Origin of the sequence: Desulfoprunum benzoelyticum, assembly GCF_014201505.1 — a bacterium.
Classification (GTDB): domain Bacteria; phylum Desulfobacterota; class Desulfobulbia; order Desulfobulbales; family Desulfocapsaceae; genus Desulfoprunum; species Desulfoprunum benzoelyticum.
Genome location: NZ_JACHEO010000021.1, coordinates 1 through 24,014, shown reverse-complemented (window position 1 = coordinate 24,014; position 24,014 = coordinate 1). Strand labels below are relative to the sequence as shown.

Annotated in this window: 21 protein-coding genes and 1 pseudogene; 12 read left to right on the top strand and 10 right to left on the bottom strand. The window is 60.4% G+C overall.

Annotation, left to right across the window (positions count from 1 at the left end; translation table 11 throughout):
- Positions 1-286: 286 nt before the first annotated feature.
- The 4 genes from HNQ81_RS14500 to HNQ81_RS14485 all read left to right on the top strand — a co-directional run bounded on the left by HNQ81_RS14500 (position 287) and on the right by HNQ81_RS14485 (position 4,271).
- On the top strand, positions 287-2,491 hold the full coding sequence (locus HNQ81_RS14500; protein WP_183352027.1) for a cache domain-containing protein: 2,205 nt from the start codon (positions 287-289) through the stop codon (positions 2,489-2,491).
- A gap of 8 nt (positions 2,492-2,499) precedes the next feature.
- Complete coding sequence (locus HNQ81_RS14495) at positions 2,500-3,162, top strand: response regulator transcription factor (protein ID WP_183352026.1); 663 nt, start codon at positions 2,500-2,502, stop codon at positions 3,160-3,162.
- A 153-nt stretch (positions 3,163-3,315) separates the two neighbouring features.
- Positions 3,316-3,732 (top strand): universal stress protein, encoded by a 417-nt coding sequence (locus HNQ81_RS14490; RefSeq protein WP_183352025.1) that lies wholly within the window; start codon positions 3,316-3,318, stop codon positions 3,730-3,732.
- Between the two features lie 71 nt (positions 3,733-3,803).
- A complete protein-coding gene (locus HNQ81_RS14485) occupies positions 3,804-4,271 on the top strand; it encodes a thioesterase family protein (protein WP_183352024.1) in 468 nt (155 codons plus the stop codon).
- A 144-nt stretch (positions 4,272-4,415) separates the two neighbouring features.
- On the opposite strand, the gene HNQ81_RS14480 is transcribed toward HNQ81_RS14485, so the two are convergent.
- The 5 genes from HNQ81_RS14480 to HNQ81_RS14460 all read right to left on the bottom strand — a co-directional run bounded on the left by HNQ81_RS14480 (position 4,416) and on the right by HNQ81_RS14460 (position 11,522).
- A complete protein-coding gene (locus HNQ81_RS14480; protein ID WP_183352023.1) occupies positions 4,416-6,143 on the bottom strand; it encodes an aldehyde ferredoxin oxidoreductase C-terminal domain-containing protein in 1,728 nt (575 codons plus the stop codon).
- 179 nt (positions 6,144-6,322) lie between these two features.
- Entirely contained in the window at positions 6,323-7,504 is a 1,182-nt protein-coding gene (locus HNQ81_RS14475) for an iron-containing alcohol dehydrogenase (protein WP_183352022.1), read from the bottom strand.
- Between the two features lie 331 nt (positions 7,505-7,835).
- Complete coding sequence (locus tag HNQ81_RS14470) at positions 7,836-9,173, bottom strand: sigma-54-dependent transcriptional regulator (RefSeq protein ID WP_183352021.1); 1,338 nt, start codon at positions 9,171-9,173, stop codon at positions 7,836-7,838.
- Positions 9,174-9,180: 7 nt separating this feature from the next.
- Entirely contained in the window at positions 9,181-10,374 is a 1,194-nt protein-coding gene (locus HNQ81_RS14465) for a two-component system sensor histidine kinase NtrB (protein WP_183352020.1), read from the bottom strand.
- Positions 10,374-11,522 (bottom strand): iron-containing alcohol dehydrogenase, encoded by a 1,149-nt coding sequence (locus HNQ81_RS14460; protein WP_183352019.1) that lies wholly within the window; start codon positions 11,520-11,522, stop codon positions 10,374-10,376. The genes HNQ81_RS14465 and HNQ81_RS14460 overlap by 1 nt, the downstream gene beginning before the upstream one ends.
- Positions 11,523-12,391: 869 nt before the next feature.
- Between HNQ81_RS14460 and HNQ81_RS14455 the strand changes: the two genes are divergently transcribed.
- The 4 genes and pseudogenes from HNQ81_RS14455 (at position 12,392) to HNQ81_RS14440 (ending at position 15,540) form a co-directional block, all read left to right on the top strand.
- The gene (locus HNQ81_RS14455; RefSeq protein WP_183352018.1) at positions 12,392-13,573 is read left to right on the top strand and encodes a TDT family transporter; all 1,182 of its coding nucleotides are present in this window, start codon (positions 12,392-12,394) and stop codon (positions 13,571-13,573) included.
- 59 nt (positions 13,574-13,632) lie between these two features.
- A complete protein-coding gene (locus HNQ81_RS14450) occupies positions 13,633-14,757 on the top strand; it encodes a hypothetical protein (RefSeq protein WP_183352017.1) in 1,125 nt (374 codons plus the stop codon).
- 181 nt (positions 14,758-14,938) lie between these two features.
- Positions 14,939-15,217: pseudogene (locus tag HNQ81_RS17870) on the top strand (type II toxin-antitoxin system Phd/YefM family antitoxin).
- Positions 15,214-15,540 carry a type II toxin-antitoxin system RelE/ParE family toxin gene (locus HNQ81_RS14440; RefSeq protein ID WP_183352016.1) on the top strand — a complete coding sequence of 109 codons (327 nt, stop codon included), beginning with the start codon at positions 15,214-15,216 and terminating at the stop codon, positions 15,538-15,540. Before HNQ81_RS17870 ends, HNQ81_RS14440 begins: the two are co-directional and overlap by 4 nt.
- A 175-nt stretch (positions 15,541-15,715) precedes the next feature.
- Here the strand turns inward: HNQ81_RS14440 and HNQ81_RS14435 are convergent, their stop codons facing one another.
- The 5 genes from HNQ81_RS14435 to tsaA form a co-directional block, all read right to left on the bottom strand.
- Entirely contained in the window at positions 15,716-16,750 is a 1,035-nt protein-coding gene (locus HNQ81_RS14435) for an arrestin family protein (RefSeq protein WP_183352015.1), read from the bottom strand.
- 72 nt (positions 16,751-16,822) lie between these two features.
- Positions 16,823-17,386 carry a flavin reductase family protein gene (locus tag HNQ81_RS14430; RefSeq protein WP_183352014.1) on the bottom strand — a complete coding sequence of 188 codons (564 nt, stop codon included), beginning with the start codon at positions 17,384-17,386 and terminating at the stop codon, positions 16,823-16,825.
- A gap of 197 nt (positions 17,387-17,583) precedes the next feature.
- Positions 17,584-18,039 carry a hotdog family protein gene (locus HNQ81_RS14425; RefSeq protein WP_183352013.1) on the bottom strand — a complete coding sequence of 152 codons (456 nt, stop codon included), beginning with the start codon at positions 18,037-18,039 and terminating at the stop codon, positions 17,584-17,586.
- A gap of 45 nt (positions 18,040-18,084) precedes the next feature.
- A complete protein-coding gene (locus tag HNQ81_RS14420; protein ID WP_183352012.1) occupies positions 18,085-19,089 on the bottom strand; it encodes an MDR family oxidoreductase in 1,005 nt (334 codons plus the stop codon).
- Between the two features lie 120 nt (positions 19,090-19,209).
- The gene (gene tsaA / locus HNQ81_RS14415; protein ID WP_183352011.1) at positions 19,210-19,608 is read right to left on the bottom strand and encodes a tRNA (N6-threonylcarbamoyladenosine(37)-N6)-methyltransferase TrmO; all 399 of its coding nucleotides are present in this window, start codon (positions 19,606-19,608) and stop codon (positions 19,210-19,212) included.
- A gap of 159 nt (positions 19,609-19,767) precedes the next feature.
- Between tsaA and HNQ81_RS14410 the strand changes: the two genes are divergently transcribed.
- The 4 genes from HNQ81_RS14410 to HNQ81_RS14395 all read left to right on the top strand — a co-directional run.
- Positions 19,768-19,971: a hypothetical protein gene (locus HNQ81_RS14410; RefSeq protein WP_183352010.1), complete on the top strand. Its 204-nt coding sequence runs from the start codon at positions 19,768-19,770 to the stop codon at positions 19,969-19,971.
- Between the two features lie 248 nt (positions 19,972-20,219).
- Positions 20,220-21,836 carry an AMP-binding protein gene (locus tag HNQ81_RS14405; protein WP_240191762.1) on the top strand — a complete coding sequence of 539 codons (1,617 nt, stop codon included), beginning with the start codon at positions 20,220-20,222 and terminating at the stop codon, positions 21,834-21,836.
- Positions 21,837-21,915: 79 nt separating this feature from the next.
- Positions 21,916-22,707, top strand: a complete 792-nt coding sequence (locus tag HNQ81_RS14400) for an enoyl-CoA hydratase/isomerase family protein (protein WP_183352009.1) — start codon at positions 21,916-21,918, stop codon at positions 22,705-22,707.
- A gap of 35 nt (positions 22,708-22,742) precedes the next feature.
- Positions 22,743-24,014 (top strand): thiolase family protein (locus HNQ81_RS14395; RefSeq protein WP_183352008.1); only part of this gene is annotated, 1,272 nt, incomplete at its 3' end.

Here is a 24,014-nt window from a genome sequence, read left to right as displayed (position 1 = left end):
GTCGTGTCCACCTGCCCGGACTGCGCCCGGCAGGCCTGGACCCTTCATTCTTTTCCCTCTCCCGCCGCCGCAATCCCCCTGCGGCTCCCGTCTTCCCCTCCAGCCCTGCAGGCCCGGGCCGGCCATGAAGGCGGGGGACGATCGATGCTTTCCCGGTTCAACTATTTCTGGTACAGAGAGGAGTGCCGCGTTCGCAGGAGATCGGTCCGGCGTCTGCGGCCCCTGACGAGCGCCGGCGCCTGGCCGGTCGCGGGAGAATCACCCCCCGGCAAAGGAGGATGGGCATATGTTGGCTGGCACACGGATTCGGAACAAGCTCCTCTACTCCTACGCGCTGCTCTTCACCCTGTCGCTGTCCATCGCCTTTGCCACCATCTATGTCATCGTTCGCGACACCATCTCGACCAACATCGAGAGCGAACTGCATAACACCACGACCTCGATCAACAACCTGGTGGGCAACGCCGCCACCGCCTCGATCAAGAACTACCTGCGCGGCATCGCCGAAAAAAACCTCCAGATCATCGACAGCTTCCATCGCGCTCAGCAACAGGGACTGCTGAGCGAGGCGGCGGCAAAGGAACAGGCCGCCGCCATCCTCCTCAGCCAGACCATCGGCACGTCGGGATACATCTACACCGTCGACGGCAACGGCATCGTCGTCGTTCATCCGCAGAAGGCGGTGCTGGGCAGCGATGTCTCGGAGTATTCCTTTGTCCGCGACCTGCAGACGAAGAAACGCGGCTATCTCGAATACGACTGGAAAAATCCCGACGACCCGGCGGCCCGACCGAAGGCCTTGTACATGGCCCACTTCGCGCCCTGGGACTGGATCATCTCGGTTTCCGCCTACCGCGAGGAATTCAAGGGACTGGTCAATGTCGACGATTTCAAGAAGAGCGTCCTCGACCTCCAGTTCGGCCGGACCGGCTACGCCTTCATCATTGACGGCAAGGGCAAGGCGATCATCCATCCGAAGCTCGAGGGCGCCAACATCCTCACCCTCGCCGGGGTGTCCAACGAGGCCCTGGCGACGATCCTTAAGAAACAGAACGGCCAGATCGTCTATCCGTGGAAGAACCCCGGCGAAACCAGGGCCCGCGACAAGCTCTGCATCTTCACCTATGTCAAGGATTATGACTGGATCGTCGGCGCCACCAGCTACCACGACGAATTCTTCGAACCGCTGAAGATCATCGGCAGTCTGACCCTGGCGACCTTCGTCATCACGATGATCCTGATCCTGACGCTGACCGTGCAGATCGGCAACTCGATCACCAACCCCCTGCAGCGGTTGATGAACCATTTCGAGAACGCCAGCCGCGGCGATTTCAGCCAGCGGATGACGACGGCCGCAACCGACGAGATCGGCCAGCTCGCCGGCTACTTCAACCGTTTCATGAAACAGCTCGCCGACTACAGCAACAACCTGAAAGAACAGATCGCGGTTCGTCAGGAGGCCGAAAACAGCATGCGCGAAAGCGAGCAGCGCTACCGTTCGGTGATGGAATCGGCTGCCGATCCGATCGTCATCTACGACATGGACGGCAAGGTGACCTATTTCAACCACGCTTTCGAATCGGTCTTCGGCTGGCACCTGGAGGAGTGCCTGAGCCGGCGGATGGACCACTTCGTGCCGGAGGAAAACTGGCCGGAGACCTTCGTGATGATCAACACCATCAAGAACGGCGGGATCCTGCCGGCCACCGAGACCAAGCGCTATACCAAATCCGGCGACATCCGCTCCGTCAGCATCAGCGGCGCCGCCTTCCAGGACCATAGCGGGAATCCGGCCGGCAGCGTCATCATCCTCCGTGACGTCACCGAAACAAAGCGGCTGACCAACCTCCTGATGGATATCGGCGACAATATCCGCCAGACCATCGGCCAGGACCTCCATGACGATCTGTGCCCGCACCTGATCGGCATCGGCGGCCTGGCCTCGGCGCTGCAGGCGACGATCAGTGCCGAAAACGGCAAGGCCGCCTTCCTGGCGGAAAAGATCATCGAGCTGATCGACGAGGCCACCGCCAAGGCCCGCGGCCTGGCCCGGGGACTGTGCCCCGTCCACCTGGTCTCCTATGGCCTGCAGTCGGCGCTGAACGAAATCGCCGACCACACCCGGATGACGGCCAACATCCGCTGCACCTTCAACGGCGACGAATCTCTGACCTTTTCCAACAACACCCTTGCGACACACCTCTATTATATCGTACAAGAAGCAGTGAACAATGCAGTGAAGCATGCCGCCGCCACGACCATCACCATCTCGCTGACCAGGGAGGAGGGCTACATCCACCTGCGGATCACCGATAACGGCCGGGGGATCGGCGAGCGCCAGGGCGGCATCGGCATCGGCATGCAGCTGATGAAATACCGGGTGCTGGCCATCGGCGCCTTCCTGGAGATCACCAGCGCCAAAGATGCCGGAACGACCATCCATGTCGTCATGAAGACCCCGGAAGACAAACCCGACAACATCAAAGGCTGAGGAGCACGATGCCTCCGCGCAAGAAAAGCAGGATTCTGATCATCGACGACCACCCGATCTTCTGTCTCGGCATGAGCGAGTTGATCAACAAGGAGGAGGATCTCGAGGTCTGCGGCAGCGTCGAATCGATGAAGATGGCCTGCGCGGCGATCGACGAACTCAAACCGGACCTGGTGGTGGTCGACATCTCCCTGAAGGACGGCAACGGCATCGAACTCGTCCAGGAGATCAAAAAATCCCACGAGGGCCTGCCGACGCTGGTGCTGTCGATGTACGACGAATCGCTCTACGCCGAGCGGGCGCTGATGGCCGGCGCCAGCGGCTACATCATGAAGCAGGAGGCGATCCACAAGGTCGTCGAGGCGATCCGCCACATCCTCGGCGGCGACATCTACGCCAGCATCTCCGTCAAGGAAAAGGTGTTCAAACGGCTGACCTCGCAGCACGCCGCCGACAGCCGGTCGCCCCTCGACATCCTCACCAACCGCGAGCTCGAGGTCCTGCGCCTGATCGGCGAGGGCTGCTCGACCAAGGAGATCGCCGACCGCCTCCACCTCAGCATCAAGACCATCGGCACCTACCGCGAAAATCTCAAGGAAAAGCTGAAACTGAAGCACTTCACCGGGCTGGTCAAGTTCGCGGTCCACTGGTCGAACAAGATCATGCAGTAGCCGGCGGGCAGGAGCGGCGCCAAACGTCCCTGTTCCGACACGGGAGATTGAGAAGACCGTGCCCTTCTGCTACAATCCGGTTCGGGAGCAACCATCCCGCAACCCGGGTTCCCCGTCCAACGTCCCGGCTTTTCAACCCTATGGAGCGATGCGATGAAAAAAATAGTCCTGGCGATCGATGGTTCCGACCACTCGGCGAAAGTGCTCGATACGGCCGTCGAATATGCCAGGATGATGGACGCGACGATTCTCTTCGTCTACTGCCACGAAAAATTCCCGACAATCCTCGGCGAGCCGTATCGCAACAACGAAATCGCCAAGATCCTGGATGAGAGCGAAAAAGTCGTGACCCCGTTCCTGCAGCGCCTCGCAGCCGAGAATATTCCCTTCGAAGAACGGATCATGGAAGAACCGGCGGCTACAAGAATCACCGACATCGCCGAAATCGAGGGCTGCGACCTGATCGTCATGGGGTCGCGCGGCCTGAGCAACCTTGCGAGCCTGATCGTCGGCAGCGTCACCCACCGCGTACTGCAGACGGCCCCCTGCTCGGTCCTGGTCGTCCGCTAGAGCCGAACCCGGAAATCATTGCCAACCGGTTGACCCGCCGGTCATCATCGCAGCCTGGAGAAAAGAGAAAGATGGAAAACACTATGGACCTGCAGGACATGCTGAACATGCTGGGGCAAATCTACGAAAAGCAGATGCCCTTTCACCGTCTGCTCGGCATCCGCATCGTCAACCTGACTCCCGACGATGTCCGGGTCAGGATCGATATGCGGGAGGAGTTGATCGGCAACTTCGCCCGCCGGATTCTCCACGGCGGCGTCATCTCGGCGGTCCTCGATCTGACCGGCGGCCTCATCGCCTTCGCCGAGTTGATGACGCATCTGGGAGCGATGCCGCTCGATGAACTGACCAAACGCTTTGCCCGGGCCAGCACTATCGATATGCGGGTCGACTACCTGCGACGGGGAGAAGGCGAGTATTTCATCGCCTCGGGTTCGGTGCTGCGCCGGGGCAACAAGGTGACGGTCGTCCGAACCGAATTGACGAACGACAAGAACCTGCTGATCGCCGCCGGCACCGGCACCTATCTGATCATCTGAACCGCGCCCCCGCTGTTGCAGCGCCCGGTTGAAAAGGCGCTGACAACGGCAGGGGGACGACGGTCTCAACGTCGCCGCGATAACCCTTCCCCGATACCACCCGGAAAAATCATCGCGGACCGACGCCTGTTCCGTTGCCCGCAATCAGAATTCCCAGAACGAATCGATGGCGGCGTTGTCGATATCCCAGACCACGTTGTGGGGGGCGATCGGCTCGGTCCGGAAGAATTCCGGCAGCCGGTCGTCCTGGCTGGTGAAACCGGCGGCCAGGTTGAAGGCCCGCTCGGTCTTGAGGATGGTCTTGCCGAGGTTGGTGACGTCGTCGGCCGTCAGGGCGATGCCGAACCGGGCGTTGATCATGTCGATCAGCGCCGGCAGGCAGTTGGCGTCATCAAGGGCGGCAAAGGCGATGAACAGGCACATCCCGGTCGAGTCGATGGCGGCGGTGGCGATCTGCAGATTGCGCGACAGCTCGACCTGGCCCTCGTTGCTGAGCGGATCGAGCTTGCCGCCGACCCCGAGGATGTTGGTGGCGATGGTGTAGCCCATGGTATGATCGGCGCCCTGGGTCGATGTGGCGTAGGTGATGCCGATGCCCTTGATCGCCCGGGGATCGTACGCGGGGATCGCCTGGTTCTTGACGGTCGGCACCCGGGTGACCCCGAAGGCCCGGCCGACAGAGCCGGCGCCGCCGCCGATGATCCGGCCGATGCCGGTGCCCCGGCCGACCTCCTCGCGCAGCATCCGGCAGACCTCGGCGCCGTCGCCGAACGGCAGCACCCCGGCCTCCATCGCCACCCCGAAGGCCACCGAGGTCTCGATGGTGTCGAGGCCGAGATCGTCCATGATGTGGTCGGCCTCGGCGATATGGTCGAGATCGTCGACGCAGCAGTCGGCCCCCATCGCCCAGATCGACTCGTACTCAAAGCCCGAGGTCAGATATTTCTTGTCCTTGCCGTTGTAAATCTGCGAGCAGTTGATCACGCACCCCGGATGGCAGTTGTGCTTCGGCTTGCCGCCGCGGGCGACGATGGTGTCGTGCATGGTCTCGCCGGAGATCTTCTCGTGGCCGGCGAACTGACCGGCGGTGAAGTTGCGGGTCGGCAGGCCGCCGGCCTCGTTGATAATATTGACCAGGACGTTGGTGCCGTACTGCCCCAGCGCCTGGCTGATGGGGTTGTCGATCAGGGCCTTGGCGAAGGCCCGGCTGGCGCCAAGGAAATCCTCGGGCCGGGCGATCTCGACCTTGGCCTCGCTGGCCTCGATGGTGATGAACTTGATTCCCTTCGAACCCATCACCGCCCCGAGGCCGCCACGGCCGCTGGAGCGGATCCGCGAACCCGGATCCTTGATCGAAATGTTGGCGGCGGTCATCCGCATCTCCCCGGCCGGGCCGATGGAGATGACCCCGATTTTGTCGCCGAGCCTGGCGTTCAGCCTCTCGATGACCTCGTAGTTGCCCAGCCCGATCAGTTCGGTCTCGGTGGTGATCGTCACCCCGGCAGCAGTCACATGCAGCCCGTACCAGCTGTCCGGCTGCGGTATGCCTTCGATGATCAGGGCCTTGACCCCCAGTCTGGCCAGCATCTGGGCGGCGGTGCCGCCGGAGTTGGCCTCCTTGATGGTGCCGGTGAGCGGGCTCTTGGCGCCGCAGGACAGGCGACCGGAGTTGGCGGCCTGGGTGCCGGAGAGCAGGCCCGGGGCGATCACCAGCTTGTTGCCGGCCCCGAGGGGGTGGCAGGTCGGTTCGACTTCGGCGGCAATCACGGTGGACGTCAATCCCCGACCGCCAAGGCCCATCCAGGTTGCCGGAACCTTCTCGACCGCGGCGCTCAGATCGGTCATGTTGACACGAAAAATTTTGTCGGCCATTCTTGTATTCCTCAATAAATAGATAACCCTCAGCGGGGATGTTTCCAGGCGACCGTCGTCGCCTCGTGGTGTCCGGGTCGGTTTGCCGCGGCGGGTGGGCAACACATCCGGGCCGTAAAAACGCCGGTGCCGGAGCACGTCAACCATGCTCCGGCACCGCGGCAGCGCCGCATTACATATTACAGGGCTGCCTTGTAGATCGCCATGACATCGGCGTCCTTCGGACAGCGCGGGTTGGTCAGACCGCAGGCGTCCTTCTGGGCATTGCCGGTCATCGTGGCGATATCCGCCTCCTTGACGTCCTTGCCGTAGCGCTTGCCGAGCTCGACCAGACCGGCGGGGATACCGATATCGGTCGACAGCTTCTGGATCGCCTTCAGCGCCAGTTCGGCCGCATCGCGGGGGGAGAGACCGTCGACGTTTTCACCCATCAGTCTGGCGATCTTGACGAAGCGCTCCATCTTCGCGATCAGGTTGAAGCGGCAGACATGGGGCAGCAGGATGGCGTTGCACTCGCCGTGCGGCAGGTCATAGAAGCCGCCGAGCTGGTGGGCCATCGCATGGACATGACCGAGGCTGGCGTTGTTGAACGCCATGCCGGCGAGATACTGGGCGTAGCACATGCCTTCGCGGGCGACGATGTCGCTGCCGTTGGCCACCGCCGGCCGGAGGTGGGTGGCGATCAGCTCGATCGCCTTCTCGGCCGCCGAGTCGGTCATCGGCGTGGCGATGGTCGAGACATAGGCCTCCACCGCGTGGGTCAGCGCATCCATGCCGGTGGCGGCGGTCAGCGCCGGCGGCATGCCCATCATCAGCAACGGATCGTCGACGGCGATGCCGGGGGTGACGCGCCAGTCGACGATCGCCATCTTCACGTGGCGGGAGGTGTCGGTGATGATGCAGAAACGGGTCATCTCCGAGGCGGTGCCGGCGGTGGTGTTGACTGCCAGGTAGGGAGGCATGGGCTTGGAGGATTTGTCGACGCCCTCGAAGTCATGGATCTTGCCGCCGTTGGCGATCACCAGACCGACGCCCTTGCCGCAGTCATGGGAGGAACCGCCGCCGAGGGTGATCAGGCTGTCGCAGCCGTTCTTCTTGTATACTTCGACGCCGGCGTGGACGTTGGTGTCGGTCGGGTTGGGGATGGTCTCGTCGTAGACGACATACTTCATCCCGGCCTCGTCGAGCAGGTCGGTGATCTGTTTGGTGATGCCGGCGCCGGTGATCCCCTTGTCGGTAACGATCAGCGGTTTGGTGCCGCCGAGGGCCTTGATCTTGGCCGGGATCTGTTTGGCGGCGCCGATGCCGATCAGGGTGACGCTGGGAATGAAATAACCGTATACTTCTTCGCGAATAGCCATGGTGAAACCTCCGTTGTTCGATTGTGGTTTGATTCAATCCGTGTGGTGCCCGGCCTGGATCCTTAGGCTGGACAGTAATACTATAGCAATTCGCGTGCCAATTTAATTATAATGAAATATCAATATCTTATGTTTAAAAATGAAGCAAAGGGAACGTCATATTGTCCGCAGCGGAAAATAATTTGAGCCGAAAGGACCGTATCTGGAGAAATCTACGCCCGAAAAATGACAGATACCGACAACTTAAAGAAGGACGGGTCAGAATGACACAGCAGGGATGGGAAAATGGGACTAAATGACACCGCGCCCTGCCAGCCAGGGCAGCGGGATCTCACTCACGGCCGTACTGCGCCAGCTTGCGGTAGAGGGTCTTGCGGCTGACGCCCAGCGTCTCGGCGGTTTTCTGGCGGTTGCCGTCGTAGAATTCGAGGATCTTGAGGATATGGTTTTTCTCGACCGACTCCAGGGTCAGTGCCGCCTGTCCTTCTTCGGCCGCGGACACCAGCTCCCGGGGCAGACAGCGTTCGGTGATGAGGTTGTTTTCAGCGAGGATGATCGAGCGCTCGATGACATTGCGCAGTTCCCGGACATTGCCCGGCCAGGCATAGCGGAGGATACAGTCCATGGCGCTGTCGACGATGCGGTAGGGGGTGTTGTCGGGGCTGAGCCGGGTGAGAAAATAGTTGACCAGCAGCGGCAGATCCTCCTTGCGTTCGCGCAGGGCCGGAATCCTGATCGTGAAGGCGTTGATGCGATGGAAGAAGGCCTCGTTGAACCGGCCGTGCTCGACCTCTTCGGCGAGGTTGCGGTTGGTGGCGAACAGAAAGCGGATGTTGACCGTCCGCTCCTCCTTTTCGCCGACCCGCCGGAAGTTCTGGGTCTCCAGCACCCGGAGCAGCGAGGCCTGAACCTCGAGCGGCAGCTCGCCGATCTCGTCGAGAAACAGGGTGCTGTCATGGGCATAGGTCATCAGCCCCTCGCGCGACTCGGTGGCGCCGGTGAACGACCCCTTCATATGGCCGAACAGTTCGCTGCGGGCCAGCTCCTTCTGCAGCGAGGCGCAGTTCTTGATGATCATCGGGTTGGCGGCGCAGGCCGACCGCTGATGGATCAGCCGGGCGACGACATCCTTGCCGACCCCCGAATCGCCGGTGATCAGCACCGGAATCCGGGCCGGGGCGACCTTGTTGATCAGGAAGCGGATCTCGGCGACGGCCGTGGAGTTGCCGATGAACTGCACCCTCTCCTGCTCGAGGCCGCTGGTGTGGCGCAGGATCCGGTTCTGACGGGCCAGCAGCACCCGCTGGTGGGCCTTCTCGACTACCAGATCGAGCTGGTCCAGGTTGAACGGTTTGCGGATGAAATCGCAGGCCCCGAGCTTCATTGCCTCGACCGCGCTGTCGATATCGCCGTGGCCGGTGATCATCACGACTTCGACATGGAGTACCTGCTCCTTGATCTTGATCAGCAGGTCGAGGTCATGGACATCCGGCAGGCGCAGATCCATGATGACGACGTCGAACCAGTGGTTGCGGATCAGCGCCATTGCCGCGGCGGCGTCGGCCGCCGCCATCACGTTGCGCCGCTCGTTGGCCAGTTCCTTCAGCAGCAGTCGCCGGATCGATTCCTCGTCATCGATGACGAGGATGCTGTATGTATCGCCTTCCATATGTCGACTAGACCTCGATTCCCGGCAGCGACACCTTGAACGAGGCGCCCCGGTCCTTTTCGCTGGTGACGGTGATTTCACCCCGGTGGTGCTTGACGATGGCATAACAGGTCGACAGGCCGATGCCGATCCCCTTGCCCACCGGCTTGGTAGTGAAAAACGGCTCGAACAGCTTGTCCTGCAGTTCGGGGGGGATGCCGCAGCCGTTGTCCTCGACCAGCAGTTCCACCCCGCCGCCCGCCCGTTCACGGGTGATGATATCGATATGGCCGCCCTTGCCCGTGGCATCGAAGGCGTTGGTGACCAGGTTGATGATGACCTGCTTCAGCTGCGATTCGTCACCCATGATCTTCGGCAGGCCCGGCGCCAGAGACGTCTTGACGGTGATGCCGCGCCGCTCCTTGAAATGATGCTTCAGCAGAAACAGGGTGTCGTTGACGCACTGGTTCATGTCGACCGGCCACAGCGAGGAGGCCACCGGCCGGCTGAAGGTCAGCAGGGTCTGGACGATATCGCGACAGCGCGAACATTCCTTGACGATGGTATCGGCATATTCCTTGAAATCGGCAAAGACCTCGGGCTCCACGCAGTCCCGGACCCGGCCCAGGCGGCGCCTGAGCCCCTCGGCGAAGCCGCTGATCGCGGTCAGCGGGTTGTTGATCTCATGGGCCACCCCCGCCGCCAGGGCGCCGACCGTCGCCATCTTCTCGGCCTGGTAGAACTGGGCCTGGAACTCTTTCTCCAGGGTGACGTCGCGCTTGAACACCAGTACGCTGCGCTCGCCGGTGGGCGACAGCTTCAGCGGCGAGGCGATGATCTCGAAATGCCGGAACTTGCTGTTGACCTTATAGATACAGAGATCCTTGACGATCTGGCCGAGGTCGAGGGAACGGAGGGCCGGGCAGTCGCCGCAGCGGCTGGTGCTGCCGCGGAACACCTCGTGGCAGGTGCGGCCGATGGGATCGATGCCGGGAAACCACTCGGTAAAGACGTGGTTGACCTGCTGGATCCGCAGATCTTCCGACAGGACCACCATCAGGTCGGTAATGCCGTCGAGCACCGCCTGGATCTCACGGCGTTTCTTTTCCAGTTCCTGGTTGGAGGTCTTCAGCTGTTCGACCTTCTGCTGCAGCTCCTGGTAAAACCCGAGCTTGCAGTGCTCGATGCCGACCAGGTCCTCGAGGGTCGTAAGGGCCTTCATCACCACACCTCCTCGCAGATCTGGAGGAATTCCTGCCACGAGGCGGGCCGGGGATTGGTGAGGTTGCAGGCGTCGTTGACCGCCATCCGGCAGATCGGCTCGAGATACCGGCGGTCGGCCTCGGCGATGACCTGCCGCAACCGCAGCGGCACATCGAACGAGGCAAAAAACGATTCGAGTCGGTCGATGCCGGCCAGCGCCGTCTCCCGGGGCGTACCGACGGTCCGGTCGAGCACCACCCGGCCGATTTCGGCCATCCTGGCCTCGGCGTGATAAAGATTGAAACGCATGACCGCGGTCAGCAGGATCGGGTGGATGACCCCGTGCCGCATGTCGAAATGGCCGCCGAGAGAATGGGCCAGGGCGTGCTCGGCGCCGAGACTGGCGTTGCTGAAGGCCATGGAAGCGGCGGTCGAGGCGATGCTCAATTGTTCCAGGAAGTCCATCGAGCGGGTCGCCACCGCTTGCGGCAGATAGCGGAGGATCAGGTCGATCGCCTTCAGCGACTGCATGGCGGTAAAGGGCGACGCAATGGTCGAGATATAGGCCTCGATGGCGTGGGCGAGGGCATCGACGGCCGACTGGATGATCAGCGTCTCGCTCTTGGTCTGAAGGATCAGCGGATCGACGATGGAGATATTGGGGACCAGGGTGCGGGTGATGATCGACATCTTCACCGCCCGCTCGACATCGGTGATGATGCAGAACTGGGAGATATCCGAACCGCTGCCGGCGGTCGTGGTGATCAGGACCATCGGCGGCAGCGGCCGGTTGACCCGATTCGCCCCCTCGTAATCCCTGATCCGGCCGCCGTTGCTCGCGATGATCGCCACCCCCTTGGCGGTGTCCATCGAACTGCCGCCGCCGATGGCGATGATGACGTCGGCGCCGTGTTCGCGGTAGAACTCGGCGCCCTGCTCGACCTGGAAATCACGGGGATTGGAACTGACCCCCGGGTAATAGACCCAGTCGATCCCGTCCTTGCGCAGGATATCCATCAGCCGCTGGACCCAGCCGGCCTCCTCGATCCCGGAGTCGCTGACCAGCAGGACCTTTCGGGCCCCCAGGCGCAGGGCGCACTGACCGGCATAGTTGAGGCTGCCCCGGCCGAAGATGATCTCGGGAATGGCAAATTTGGTTACATCCATTGTCACGTATATTCCTCAATCAGAATGGGTTGAGTGGTCAATGACCGACAGGTGAGCGATTGCCGTTCCCCGGCGCCATCGCTCCCGATCTCTGTACAGATGTGATGTCTTTGGGCGCGATTGTCAATGGGACAATGGCCACGACCCGCTTTCGCCGACTTCACGGAAGGCGGCGGACAGTAATTGCCGCTCACCTACGTGCCGCATTTGACTTTGAACGGCGGGGCGTGGATAGTACATGATATTGCAGGCACATTGCAGGACTGGAATCGACGGCTTCATGTGTATCGAAAGAGATCTCATACTGCGTCCAATCGCCACCGACCGACCATCGAAGCCCACGCCTTAGAGGAGATCGCCATGACGAAACGTACATCGCTTTGCTGTTTTTTCGCCTGCATGCTGATGGGTGGCGTATCCGGGTGCGTACGGGCAGGAAGCCTCAGGCCCAGGGCAACCTGATCTGCCAGGAGGTGCGATCGTGAAAAATGTGGCAGGTTGAGAAAAAAAGAGGGGTCGCCACCGCACAAGAGGTCGAACTCCATGCCGCCGGATTGCAACTGGGGGTTACGATGGTTGACGCCCGCCCACCACGGCGGAGATGTTCGAGCCGGCAAAAATATTTTTCTGGCACAGGAACAATGACTGCGATATGAACATGCGGGGTGATTTCCGGATTGTCGATGACAAGCGGCAACCAACCCCCGGCCGTTGGGAAATCGACTTCGCCTGCGGCCCGGTGTACCGGTATTTCGAAGGGGGACGCTCACGCGGGAACGTCCGGGCGATACGCCCGTGAAAGAAAAATACAATGACACTTTACCTGGTTTCCGTCCGGAAACTCAGCAAACTGTCCCTGGGAATTCAGGATGAACAACAATCTCAAGAACACAAGCGTCAAGGGCTTCTGGTGGAAACGGTTCTTTTATAACGTTACCGGAGCAGACTATGATTACGAGGTGGGCCCCAATTGGTTTGCCTCGGTGATGGGCACCGGAATTATCGCCAACGCCGCCGCCTCATTGCCACTCTTCTCCGATCATCTCAGCGAGTTTGCCCTTGTTGTCTGGTGCCTCGCCTCCTCGATGCTGATCGGTCTCGTGCTGGCAACGACCTTTTTCCTGTTTCGAAAGAAAAATGCCTGGGCCAGACATTTCCGGGACCCGATGATGGCCCAGTTCTACGGAGCGCCTCCGATGGCCGCGCTGACCGTTGCCGGAGGCGCCCTCCTGGTGGGCCACAATCTCGTCGGCCGGGACCTTGCCCTGGAAATCGCCTGGTCCCTCTGGCTCATTGGCACGATCACGGGCTTTTGTTCAGCCGTCATCATTCCCTACCGCCTCTTTACCGTATTCTCGGTACGCCCTGACTCCGCGTTCGGGGGTTGGCTCATGCCGGTCGTCCCTCCCATGGTGTCCGCCACCATCGGCGCCATGCTCGTTCCCTACACGCCCATGGGCGTGCCGAGGCAAACGCTCTTTTATCTCTGCTTTTCCCAGTTCGGCCTGAGTCTGCTGGCCGCGCTGATCATTATTTCGATGATCTGGAGTCGGCTGGCGCATCACGGGACTTCGGGCACCTCGCGCGTTCCGACCCTGTGGATCGTTCTCGGGCCCCTGGGGCAATCGATGACCGCCGCCGGAATACTGGGCACCGTTGCCAAGGGGGCTGTCCCGGCTGAACTTGCTTCTGGCTTTGAACTGTTTGCCGTGTTTTACAGTGTCCCGATCTTCGGGTTTGTGATCCTCTGGACCTGTTTCGCGATTCTTTTGACCGTCCGGGCCAGCCAACGAAACATGAAGTTTGCCCTCACCTATTGGGCCTTTACCTTTCCGGTCGGCACGTGCGTCACCGGGACGGCGCAGCTGGCGCATCATACCGGTCTGCCACTGTTTGCCTGGGCCAGTGTCTCTTTTTATATAGGGCTGCTCGCAGCATGGGGAGTGGCCGCCTTCGGCACGACCAGAGGCATGATAACGGGACATCTTTTCCAGCCGCCTGCTGCAACCACAAGCCCCATCATCTCTGTCAAAGAATCTGACAAAATGTAGATTGACAAATTCGCCCGGAATCCACGAACACCTGACATGGAAACATCATCGAGGGATACATGATGAGTAATGATATATTGCTGAATACAGCAAATAAATACCTGATAAATGATTTAAAAGATGCAGCCATCCCTGGTGGACGATTCGCTATTATTCTTGAGAAACTCGAGACCAATGAAAAGATTTCCGATGAACTTCTGGATTTTTTGAATCAAGGATGCTTCGTTGCGTTATATCTATTAGCAACCGAGGAGATAACTTTTGCCGATTACCTTCCGCTAGCTCAAGAGGAACAAGTCGAAAGGCAGGAAGCGGTAGGAAAAGAGGCCAGACGGATCAGGTTCCTCGCTGAGGCTGAGGAAGCAGAGCAAGAACGTCGAAATTTTGTGCGGCGGAGACATGAGCAATACGAGGCCGAGCAACGTGCCCGCCTGGAGGAGCATTGGGCACGTCTGGAGGAGCGACGTGCGCGGTTGGCTGACCCGCGTTATCAGGCCAAAATCCGTGAACGCGAATTACGGCAGCAATACGGGCTGGAGGCATTCATCGATCCCAAGAACTACCCAAGGCTTCTGGGGCTGTTACGCATGCTCGAGAATGGATCGCGGATTTCAGCAGAGGAGTTTATTTGGCTGTCTACCCAAGGCGACGACACCTATGATCGCTATCTGACAATAGAATTGGCGGAACGGTATCATCTTGTCGAAGCAAGATACTTGGCTGCCGAGTTCAGACGAACAGGTGATCTGTGGCAAGCAGTCAACGCAAGTGGACATTTCCGCAAATGCGAAGAACCTCAACAGGCGATACAGCTTCTTGGCAGGACTGAGATTTCGCTGGTCAAGAACGCAAAACTGCAATCAGCGCTTTGCACGACGCTTGGTGGCGCACATCGCGATTTATCTGCATTCGATACGGCACTTGAACTTGGCAGCCGGGCGCATAAATTGACACCTCACGACTTTCGTCCATGCACACTTCTTGGGGCAGTACATTACGAGCAAAGCAATTACGAGCAGGGCCAAAGGTGGTATGAAATGGCTGTTGAACGGGGCTTCAAGGAATCACAAGTAGATTCTGAATTAAAAAGCATTTTCCGACAGCTTAGTCCAGACAAGCGAGCTGCCATGCGTGAACATCTGCTGTCTTTGGACCAGGACCGCTACGAATGGGCAAAAGAATAACGAGGAATTTTTATCGTTGCGCTATGCCCTTCCTGTTCGTTTGCGTCTAACAGACTGTAGTTCGGACGGTAGTTCCGGAGACAGCGAATGAATCCTTGACGCCTGTCTGCGAACCGGTAGCGTTTCAGATTGCAAGCTGACCTGTTTTCGGACTATATTCAGTCTTGAAAGGAGGATGGTTATGAAGCTATCGAGTCAGATAAAACCGATCAGTTACCTGAAGGCCCATGCCGCGGAAATCGTGCGCAACCTGTCGGCGCAGTGAGAACCCCTGGTCATCACCCAGAATGGTGAAGTCAGGGCCGTGCTGCAGGACATCGAAAGTTATGAGCAAGCGCAGGAGACCATGGCTCTTCTGAAGATTCTCGCGCTCGGTACGCGGCAGATCGAGGAGGGCAAGGTCCAACCCGCCGGGGATGCCGTTCAGCGACTGCGAGACCGGAGCACGAGTCGCCGATGACCTTCCAGGTGGTGCTGACCGACGATGCATCCCGGGACCTGGAAGAGTTGTACGACTCCATCGAATCACACGACGCTCCGGGAAGGGCGGTTTACGTTCTCGAGCAAATAGAGAAGGCCTTCTTCAGCCTCGCTGAAAACCCGGTCCGGGGAGCCTGGCCGAAGGAACTCCTGGCTGTCGGGCTTCGCGAGTACCGTGAGATTTTTTTTAAACCCTATCGCATCATCTACCGGGTCATGGCAGAAACTGTCTATGTGATGGTGATTGCCGACGACCGCCGCGACAGGCAGACACTCCTGCAACGGCGTCTTTTGCAGGCATAGCCCTCCCGTTTTGTGCGCACCCCTCTGTGCGCGCTGATCCGCCACTCGATTTGGATACACTGTCCCCGTGAATCAGGCCAGCAGCTCCCGCGGCTGCTGGCCTTTCCCATGCAACCGTTATGCCCCTCTCGCCGACACAATCACCAACGCCCGTGCCGAGAGGCAGCCGACCAGATCAGGGCCGCACCACGATGTCCTCGAAATGGATCCAGTCCGGCCATTTTTGCATTTCGAGGGTGAACTCGATCTCCCATGCCAGTGCCATGCCTGTTCCCGACTGCATCAGGTCGATGGAACAGGGCGCATCCGGCGGGATCACAACCTCCCCCTGGATCTCTAAGGGAACATGAGTCCGAACCCTTTTCACCGCCAGGGGCAGTTCCCGGCGGTGCTCATACAGACCTTCCTTCAGATACTTTTTGTTGGAGGAAGACCGGAAAAAGTCAATTATTTCGTTGGCTCGCAGAATGACAACGGCCTTGTCGACATCAAAGGGGATGTTGCCCTCGAAGGTGAGGGTGAAGGGGATCGTCTCCCCCGGACTGACCGACCTGGCACCGAGGCGGACCTCGGACGTTTTGATCCTTCTGTAGATCAGCGCCGAATACGTCAACAGAAAAAACGCCGCCCCGCCCACCAGGGTGATGACAAGCCCGCCCATCCCGTACAGTTCGGCGGCCTCCGGTGCAGCGGTAAAGGATTTCCAGACCATGTAGATGCCGAGGGCGGTGAATATAACGGCAATGGTAAAACATCCCGTCAGATTTTTGGCAGTCTCACGATGCTCGAGATTGCCGGGACCGGCGGTCTCGTTATCGAACATCGTTTTCTGTTCCGCCAGGAGCGTCATTTCGGTTTCGACTGCGGCGTCTTCCCAGGAAGAGCGCACTGCGGCTTCCAGTTGCCAGGCGACATCAAAGATCCGTCCCCTGTAGGTCCGGGGACCGGAGGGAAGGACAATCGCAAAGGGATACACATACTGACCCGGCAGCCATGCCCCTGCGAACAGCTTTATTTCCCTGTGCTCCCTGTCGATCCTCCGCCGGATATCCTGCGCCCTGGACGATGCTCGGCAGCGAAAATCCAGCACCAGCTCGGCGTCTTCAATCCTGTCGGCAACGACGACCTCGACCTGGCCGGTGACGGTCTCGCCGCCCAGATAGGTCGTGTCGGGCCTGTCGAAACAGATGCTCAGTGCGGGTGCCGCCATGGTCCCTCCTGATCGGGGATTACAATCTTCCCGGCATGCAGGTTAAAAACGGCTCATCATCCGCTGAAACCGTTATTTCTTCAATCGTTTGCCTATATCCCACCCCTTGCCGAGCTTTTCCCCGACCGACCAATACGTATTGTCCGGCATGGACAAGGTGAACGGATTGACCTTCTTGATATCGACAACGTTATCCGTCAGATACTTTTCTTCCGTAAACACCTCTTTCAGTTCGCCGATGTACAGCGTATTAAACGGCAGTTTGACCGCCTCAAACAGGGAGAACGACATGCAGACCGGACACTCCTGAATCAGCGGCGCCTTCTCCAGCGCCCCGTAGAAGACCTCGAAGAGTTCGGACTTATCGGTCTTGCCGCCGGATACCATCCCGCAATAATCGGTTTGTGCAAGCAACGAGACATCGGGAACATTGATACTGAACTCCCTGTTGGCGTCGATGCCTTTACCGGTATGGTGCGGTCCCAGAGCGATCGCAAACAGCGGCGGCTTGAAATTGACGCGTGAAACCCAGCCTGCCGCCATAAAGTTCGCCTTCCCATCGACAACGGCGCCGACCAATACCATCGGCATCGGGTATAAAAAAGCGGCACTCGGATCAATTGTGATTTTTGCCATAGCACTCACCCGTTGGTATGTGATTACAACACAATGCGAACACAGGAAAATCCTCCGGCGAAAGCCATTCCGTCGCCGGAATGGCAATCTTATTGGTCTGATCGGGCATCAGGCAATACGACAATACACCCAGATATCGACCTGAAATTTTCGGCGCCACTCGATCATCAGCGCCGGATACAGCCGATACTCTGCGATCAGGCCATTCTGGTCACCATCATCGTGGTCTGGTATTCAATGACCTGCTGGTCGCGCTGATTGAAGCCTTTGTTTTTGTAGATGAACAGGAATCGTTCCGGATTTTTGGTAGGACGAAGGTCAACGACCTCGGCTTCAGCGCGAAGGGTGTCGCCAAACACAACCGGAGAGGTGATTTTCATATTGTCCACGCCGATGTAGGCATAAATTTCATAGCCGTCTTTGGCGAGCAGTTCGGCAATCGTATCGGCATGATGGATCAGGCCATCGACCACGGTAAAAATGAGGGGGCCGGCCAGGGACCGCTCCTTGAACCAGGTATTTTTGGCATACTCGGCATTGCTGTGCACCGCCATGTTGAACCAGGTGAGCTGATGCAGTATCGAAAAATCCCCCTTGTCGAGGGTCCTGCCGACACGACATGGAATCTTGGTTCCCGCTGCTATCGTACCCATATTTCCTCCTTTTGTTGTCTGTAAGGATAGTTTTCGACCGCTCTTTTACGCGTTGACATCGACCACGACATGGCCGGTAATATTGCCCGCCAGGAGCTCCTTGGCGTACCGGGGCACTTCCGCCAACGGGATGACGGTGTTGATGGCTGCCAGGTCTTCATCGGTGATATCGGTCACCAGTCGCGCCCATGCCGCTTTCCTCCGCGGCGTCGGGCAACTGACCGAATCAACCCCTCGCAGGCTCACCCCTCGGAGTATAAAAGGCATGACCGTTGTCGGCAGATCAAAGCCGGCCGCCAGCCCGCAGGCCGCCACACAGCCGCCATACTTCATCTCCGCCAGAATGCGTGCGAGGACGATGCTGCCGATATTATCGATGGCGCCAGCCCATTTCTGGCTTTCCAGCGGCGCCGGGGGCCTGGTCCACTCTTCGCCGCAGATAACCTCCCTGGCGCCGATTTTGTGCAGATACTCGTGGATAGAGGGTTGCTGCGAGCGGGTGAGCGCCGTTACCTCGTACCCCAGCTTGTTGAGAATCGCCACCGCGTTGCCGCCCACCCCGCCGGTGGCGCCGGTAACCAGGATCGGACCGCTGCCGGGTGTCACCCCGGCCTCTTCCAGGGTCATGACCATCAGCATGGCGGTGTAGCCGGCGGTACCGATGGACATGGCCTTTTTGGTGTCCATCCCCGGGGGGAGATGGATGAGGAAATCGGATTTGATCCTGGCCATCTGCGCATACCCGCCCCAGTATCGCTCGCCAACGCTCCAGCCATTGAGGATAACCTTGTCGCCCGGCTTGAAGGCCGGGGATTGTGATGCGACGACTGTTCCCGCCAAATCGACCCCCGGCACAATCGGAAAGATGCGGAATATCTTGTTGCGGTTGGCAAAGCCCAACCCTTCCTTATAATTGAGGGTTGAATAGTCGACCTGCACCAACACATCTTCGTCAGGCAGGTCTGCTACGGTCAACTGTTGCAGGGAGGCAACCAGTTCGTGTTCTCCTTTCTCAACCACAAGGGCCCTGAAAGTGTCGTTATTTGCCATCGTTCGTGCTCCTTTCATGAAGGGATGTCTGCTGCCTGCTGCTCTTCCGCCTTTTATATCTGCTTGGCTGATAAAAGGGAACACCTCTCTTCTCCGCATCCGCACTCTGGCTCCTTGAACTCACCCGCCAAGCTGCTTCTTGATGTCGATGATCGGGGTGCCGTCGAGGATGTCCAGCCCCGAGACCTCCAGGCGATTGCCGTCCACAGCCAGGACCTTGAGCTCCGAAATCGCGATCGGGTTCGGCCGCACCGGGCTGCGGGTGGCGAAGACGCCGTGCAGCCCCCGCGAGCGGTCGCCGCGCGGGTAGACCATCAGGACGTCGCGATTGGAGCGGTGCAGCCAGAACAGCACGACGATGGTCTGGCCGGCGGCGATCCCCTCGAGCCCGGCCTGGTACTCGGGGTAGATCTCCAGGGTCCCGGTCCGATCCGAGATGTCATAGTTGCGCGGGGCCTCATCGAGGCCGGCGATATCGCCGTGCAGGATCCCGATAATCCGCAGTGATGGTTGTTCCATGTCGTATCCCTCGTTTGACAGCAATTGGTGATCAATTTCCCGGCCACGCCCACACCGGCAACGACCGGGCCGATAGTGGCACGCAGGTTCATGTTGTCTTATTGTACACTATACGGTAAGAATTCCTTCCTGCCGATCGCCAAAAATGGAGGTACGACCATGACCAAATCGACCGCAAATTACAAGAACTGGACCATCTGCGTTGCCGCCGAGTCCAGCATGTGCTCCAATTTCAGTTTCGATGTCACCAACCCGGCCGGCCGCACCCAGCACGTCGCCATGGGCGGCGACAACGAGCGCCGGGCGCTGGAGCGGGCGAAAGAATTCATCGATCTGGAGTTGGCGCTTGCCTCTGAAAATTGATGACGACGCCTCCGCCGCTCCGCCATTCCAGCGAAATATCCTTTTGTATCAATATATTATCCGACAAACATGGGACTAGGTCCTGAACCTAGTCCCCATCAGCTTTTTTTCCAATAACAAATAGGTTTTGTACCGATTGTCTGTTCGCCCGATATCCTCTACTATCGATTTCCATAATGGTGCAGCAACCGGCAAACCCCTCCTCTTTCATCATTTCTTGCCGGGCCGGCGCCACAGTCGGAGCAGACATGATGTACACAGCGGGTGTCAACCACGACATACTCAGTCCGGTTTCCTTTCTCGAGCGCAGCGCCAGGGTCTACCCGGACAAGACCGCCGTGATCTACGGCGACCGCCGCTACTCCTACCGCGAATTCCAAGCCAGAATCCACCGCCTGGCCAACGCCCTCCGCTCCTCCGGGATCGCCCCGGGCGACAAGGTGATCTTTCTCTGTCCCAATACCCCGCCGCTGCTCGAGGCCCATTTTGCGGTGCCGATGATCGGCGCCGTGCTGGTCTGTGTCAACACCCAACTTTCCGCCGGCGAATACCGCTATATCATCGATCACTCCGACGCCAGGGCGGTTTTTACCGACAGCGAATACGCGACCACCATCGCGGCGATCCGCGACGACCTGCAGAAGGTCGAACTGTATGTCACGATCAACGACACTGCCGCCCCCCCGCTCCTGCCGGGCCCCGATTACGAGGACTTCATCGCCGGCGGCGCCGCCACCGCCCCGGATCTGCTGGCGATCATCGACGAGGATACGGCGATCACCATCAACTACACCTCGGGCACCACCGGCAAACCCAAGGGCGTCATGTGCAGCCATCGCTCGACCTGCCTCCATGCCCTGGGCGAAATTATCGAGACTTCCCTGACCTCGGATGCGGTCTATCTCTGGACCCTGCCGATCTTTCACTGCAACGGCTGGGGGTTCGTCTGGGCCGTCACCGCCGTCGGCGGCACCCACGTCTGCCTCCGCCATTGCGAACCAGGGAGGATCTTCCACCTGATCGAGCAGGAGCGGGTTTCGCATCTCTGCGCCGCCCCCAACGTTTTGCTGGCGATGGTCTGCGACCCCCAGTCGGTCCGGGTCAAGCTGCGGCGACCGCTCCAGGTCCTGACCGCCGGGGCGTCGCCGTCGCCGACCATCCTCCAGGGCATGGAGGATATCGGCGCCGATATCACCCATGTTTACGGCCTGACCGAACTGCACGGCCCGCACAGCGTCTGCGCCTGGCAGGCGCCATGGACCGAACTCGACCCCGAGGCCCTGACCCGGATGAAGGCCCGCCAGGGCGTGCCCTACACCACCAGCCTGCACATGGAAGTCGTCGATCCGATCTCCATGCAGCCGGTCCCCCCCGACGGCAAGACCATCGGCGAGGTCGTGATGCGCGGCAACAACGTCATGCTCGGCTACTACAAGGACCGGGAGGCGACCGACCAGGCCTTCCGCGGCGGCTGGTTCCACAGCGGCGATCTCGGCGTCATGCACCCTGACGGCTATGTCCAGATCATGGACCGGGTCGCCGACATTATCGTCCGCGGCGGCGACATCATCTCCTCAGTCGAGATCGAGGAAGTCATCAGCCGCCATCCCGACGTCCTCGAGGTGGCGGTGGTCTCGGCCCCCGACCCGGTGTGGGGCGAGGTCCCCAAGGCCTTTGTCGTCGCCAAGCCGGGCCGCACCCCGACAGCGGAGGCGATCATCGATTTCTGCCGCCAAAACCACGCCGACTTCAAGGCCCCGCAGACCGTCGAGTTCGCCCAGCTGCCGAAGACCGCCACCGGCAAGACGATCAAGGCCAGACTGCGCGACCAGGAATGGTTCGGCTTTCAGCGCAAGGTCAGCTGATTGCCGCCGGGCACCCGAGGGCCATCCTCGGCAACAACCATCGGCGCCCCCGCGGGGCTCCACCCATACAGGAGACACCATGGCATACACATGCATCGAGGTACAGAACGAGGCCGGGATCGCGACCATCACCTTCAACCGACCCAAGGCCCTGAACGCCCTCAACGGCGTCACCCTCCGGGAACTGGATGACGCCCTCACCGCCATCGCCGCCAACGACGAGATCAGGGTGCTGATCCTCACCGGGGGAGGCGACAAGGCCTTCATCGCCGGCGCCGACATCACCGAGATCCGCCAGCTCACCCCACTGGCCGCCCGGCGCTTCAGCGGCTTCGGTCAGCAGGTCATCGACCGCCTCCAGCACCTGCCGATCCCGGTGATCGCCGCGGTCAACGGCTTCGCCCTCGGTGGCGGCTGCGAGATGGCCCTGGCCTGTGACTTCATCTATGCCGCCGAGACCGCGACCTTCGGCCTGCCGGAAATCAATCTCGGCATCATCCCCGGCTTCGGCGGCACCCAGCGCCTGCCGCGACTGATCGGCGCCAATATGGCCAGGGAGATGATCTATACCGGCCGCTTCCTGCCGGCCAGGGAGGCCCTGGAGCTCGGCCTCGTCAACCGCTGCTTCCCCGCCGACCAGCTGCTGGCCGAAGCCCGCAAGACGGCGACCCAGATCGCCTCCAAGGGCCGGGCCTCGCTGCAGGCCGCCAAGGATGCGGTCCGCCAGGGCCTGAACGCCGACCTGCAGACCGGCCTGGCCATCGAGCGCGACGCCTTCGCCCTGTGCCTCAGCAGTCCCGACGCCCAGGAAGGCACCTCGGCCTTCATCGAAAAACGCAAGGCTGTTTTTACCGGAAAACGCGATAGCTGATGACCTCATCACACAACCAGACTGGAGCAATCGAAATGGAAAAAGTAGTCATTGTCAGTGGATGCAGAACAGCGGTGGGCGCCTTCGGCGGCGTCCTCAAGGATGTGCCGGTGGTCGACCTCGGGGCCCTGGTCCTGCGGAAGACCCTGGAGAAGGCCGGGCTGCGGCCGACGGCCGGCGCCGATCTGGCCGAGACCGTGCCGGGCAGGCTCGCCGACCGCAGCCGGATCGAGCTGGAAGAAAAATATGCCGGCTGGGACCCCGGTCTGCGCGAGATCGCCGTCGACGAGGTCATCATGGGCAACGTCCTCCAGGCCGGCCAGGGCCAGAACCCGGCCCGCCAGGCCACGATTCAGGCCGGGATCGCCAAGGAGACCCCGGCCTTCACCGTCAACAAGGTCTGCGGCTCCGGCCTCAAGGCGATCGCCCTCGCCGCCCAGTCGATCATGACCGGCCAGGCCGAGGTCGTGCTCGCCGGCGGCCAGGAGAACATGAGCCAGGTGCCGATGGCGTTGATGAAGGGACGCTGGGGCTACCGCATGGAGATCACCGGGGTCGGCGAGATCCACGACCTGATGGTCTTTGACGCCCTGTACGAGAAATTCTACGGCTACCACATGGGCGTCACCGCCGAGAATATCGCCAAACTGTACACTATCAGCCGCGAGGACCAGGACCGCCTGGCCTGCCAGAGCCACGCCCGGGCGATGGAGGCGATCGAAACCGGGATCTTCGCCGACGAGATCGTGCCGGTCAAGGTCCCGTCACGCAAGCAGGAGATCATCGTCGACCGCGACGAGCGGCCGATGGCGACCTCCATGGAGAAACTGGCCAAACTGCGGCCGGTCTTCACGAAGGACGGCTCGGTCACCGCCGGCAACGCCTCCGGCATCAACGACGGGGCGGCGGCGGTGCTGCTGATGAGCGAGAGCCGGGCCAAGGCCTTAGGGCTCAAACCGCTGCTGACGATCGAGAGCTTCGCCTCGGGCGGAGTCGACCCGGCCTACATGGGTCTCGGTCCGGTGCCGGCGATCCGCCGCGCCCTGAAACAGGCGAAGATGACGATCGGCGATATCGATCTGATCGAACTGAACGAGGCCTTCGCCGCCCAGGCGATCGGCTGCATGCTCGAACTGGGGATCGATGTCGACAAGCCCAACCGCTACGGCAGCGCCGTCTCGATGGGCCATCCGGTCGGCTGCACCGGCGCAAGGCAGATGGTCACCACCCTCAACCAGATGCAGCGCGGCAACCACGCCACCGGCCTGATCAGCATGTGCATCGGCGGCGGCATGGGCATGGCGATG